The 2,932-nt window shown below is 39.4% G+C and carries 3 protein-coding genes; 2 read left to right on the top strand and 1 reads right to left on the bottom strand.

Annotated features, from left to right (window positions below; translation table 11 throughout):
• The coding region (locus AC1DPZ_RS24830) for a hypothetical protein (RefSeq protein ID WP_477408525.1) at nucleotides 1-440 on the bottom strand (440 nt) is incomplete at its 3' end.
• Between the two features lie 265 nt (nucleotides 441-705).
• On the opposite strand from AC1DPZ_RS24830, the gene AC1DPZ_RS24825 reads away from it, so the two are divergent.
• Together AC1DPZ_RS24825 and AC1DPZ_RS24820 are read left to right on the top strand one after the other, a co-directional pair.
• A complete protein-coding gene (locus AC1DPZ_RS24825; protein WP_477408523.1) occupies nucleotides 706-1,821 on the top strand; it encodes a M42 family metallopeptidase in 1,116 nt (371 codons plus the stop codon).
• 89 nt (nucleotides 1,822-1,910) lie between these two features.
• Complete coding sequence (locus tag AC1DPZ_RS24820) at nucleotides 1,911-2,813, top strand: nucleotidyltransferase family protein (RefSeq protein ID WP_477408521.1); 903 nt, start codon at nucleotides 1,911-1,913, stop codon at nucleotides 2,811-2,813.
• The last annotated feature ends 119 nt before the right edge of the window (nucleotides 2,814-2,932 follow it).

Genomic DNA, 2,932 nt, shown 5'->3' with positions numbered 1-2,932 from the left:
GTTTTAACCTTGGTAGTATAATAAACAACCTGGTTACCATCATATATCGAGTTATCTACATAAATACCCGTGTTAAAATTATCCAGCGTTAAAACATAATGCGCTTTATATTTAGCGGCCAGCATTTTTACCGAATCGGTGCTTACCATTAAATTTAAAGAATCAGCCAGCTTTATGGTGTTCACTCCCTTTAAATACTTCAGCTGATCTGCAGCAGTAGCAATAGCAGTATAGGCACCCGCCTTAAACGCCGCCTTTTTCCTATTGTCCCTTACCTTTATAGAATCGGGCTTAAAACGATTAATTATTACAATGGTAGTGGTATCATGCCTAAAGCCCAGCTTAGGACCATAATTAACAGGCACGGTAACATACTGCGGCACGCTGCATGATACTAAAAGAACGCTTATCAGTATAAAAAATGGAGCAAATCGTTTCACGATATGGTATGAATTAGGTAATAAAGATCAAAATTATTGTAAATAACCCGGATTTGCAGATTACTGTAAAACTTACAGTTAATGACAAATAATTAATCAAATGGTTTAATTCACCAAATAATTAAAAAAACATTAATTTAAGACATTGAAGTATTAAATTTATAATAAAAACACTTATTTATTTCCATTATGGCAAGTTATTTTGTGCATTATCAGTCACTTTATTATATTTGCTTATTGCTCAATGTAAGGTTACTAAAAAAACATGGCTAAAAAAAAATCCGATTCCGCTCCACATATTTCAATAGTAAACGAAACTTCGCTGTCTTTTTTCGAGAAATATATTAACAACCCCTCACCTACCGGCTTTGAATGGAAAGGCCAGGAATTATGGCTCGAATATTTAAAGCCTTATATTGATGATCATTATGTAGATAACTATGGTACCGCAGTTGGTATTATTAACCCAAAAGCCGATTACAAGGTAGTTATTGAGGCACATGCCGATGAAATATCGTGGTTTGTAAACTATATTACCAGCGATGGTTTAATCTACGTGATTCGCAATGGCGGCTCAGATCACCAGATAGCCCCGTCAAAAAGAGTAAACATTCATACTGATAACGGTATTGTAAAAGCGGTATTTGGCTGGCCTGCTATCCACACCCGCTCGGGCGGCGAAAAAGAGGAAGCCCCAACGCTGAAAAATATTTTTTTGGATTGCGGTTGTACCTCTAAAGATGAGGTGGAAAAATTAGGCATCCATGTTGGATGTGTTATTACCTATGAGGATGAATTCATGATCCTTAATGATCGTTATTATGTGGGCCGGGCACTGGATAACCGTGCCGGTGGCTTTATGATTGCCGAAGTTGCCCGTTTACTTAAAGAGAACAATATAAAATTACCATTTGGCTTATACATTGTAAACGCCGTACAGGAAGAGATTGGTTTACGTGGCGCCGAAATGATAGCCCACAAAATTAAACCGAATGTAGCCATCGTAACCGATGTTACGCATGATACCCAAACTCCAATGATCAATAAGATAACCCAGGGCGACCTGGCGTGCGGTCGTGGCCCGGTAGTATCATACGCTCCGGCGGTACAAAACAACCTGAATAAGCTGCTTATCGAAACAGCACAAAAAGCAGGGGTCCCTTTTCAGCGCCAGGCTTCATCACGGTCTACGGGTACCGATACCGATGCATTTGCCTACTCAAATGATGGTGTACCATCAGCATTAATATCCTTGCCGCTCCGTTATATGCATACTACTGTCGAGATGATCCACAAAGAGGATGTTGATAATGTTATCCGTTTGATATACGAAGTTTTGTTAAATATTAAGGCCGGACAGGATTTCAGATACATCAAATAACATAACCCCCAAAACAATTTCAACCCTAAGCCATTCCCTTATACACCATTAATAGATATTAGCAAATAAATGCCCCACATACACACTCTATGAAACCCACACTACTTATTTTGGCCGCAGGTATGGCCAGCCGCTACGGCAGCATGAAACAGGTTGACGGCTTTGGCCCCAACGGAGAAACAATTATCGATTATTCGATATACGACGCCATTAAGGCAGGTTTTGGCAAAGTTAGCTTTATTATCCGCGAGGAATTTGCAGATAATTTTAAAGCAATATTTGAACCCAAGCTGAAAGGCCGTATTGAAACGGACTACATTTTTCAAAGTTTTGATCTGAAACCTTTCGGTATCGATAAAATCATTGAACGCGCAAAACCATGGGGCACTGCCCACGCGGTACTTGCTGCCCGCAACCAGGTAAGCGAACCTTTTTGTGTGATTAATGCCGATGATTTTTATGGTTACGATTCGTTTGAAAAAATGGCCAAATTTTTAACCACTGAAGTTGCGGATGATACCTACTCGCTGATAGGTTACCAGATAGACAGGACCCTTTCTGACTATGGATCTGTATCCCGTGGTGTATGTAAAGTTGATGATAAAGGTAACATGGTCGAGATCAACGAGCGTACCGAAGTTTACTTTAAAGAAGATGGCAGCGTTGCCTATAAAGATGCCACCGGCGAGCATGCACTGAGCAATGATACCCGTGTATCTATGAACTTTTGGGGCTTTACTCCTGCTGTTTTCGGTCAAAGCGAGGAAATGTTCAGAGAATTTGTTGCCGCGAATGAAGAAAATCCAAAATCGGAGTTCTTTATTCCTTTAGTTGCAGATGAACTGATAAAAACAGGTACGGCATCATTTAAAGTTATCCCTACCGGATCAAAATGGTTTGGAGTAACTTATAAAGAAGATAAGCCTATTGTACAAAAGAGCATATCCGAACTGGTAGCCAATGGTACCTATCCCGAAAAACTTTGGGATTAAATCGATAAAAGTATAAAACCAAAAAATCCCGCTTATTATGGCGGGATTTTTAGCTTTATAGCTATTGCTGACCTWAGTCAACAAAAAAGAAGGTTTTCTTTTGATCCTCATCATATATG

The sequence above is a fragment of the Mucilaginibacter sp. P4_G9 genome, from assembly GCF_056400985.1.
This window is presented reverse-complemented; position numbering and strand designations above follow the sequence as displayed.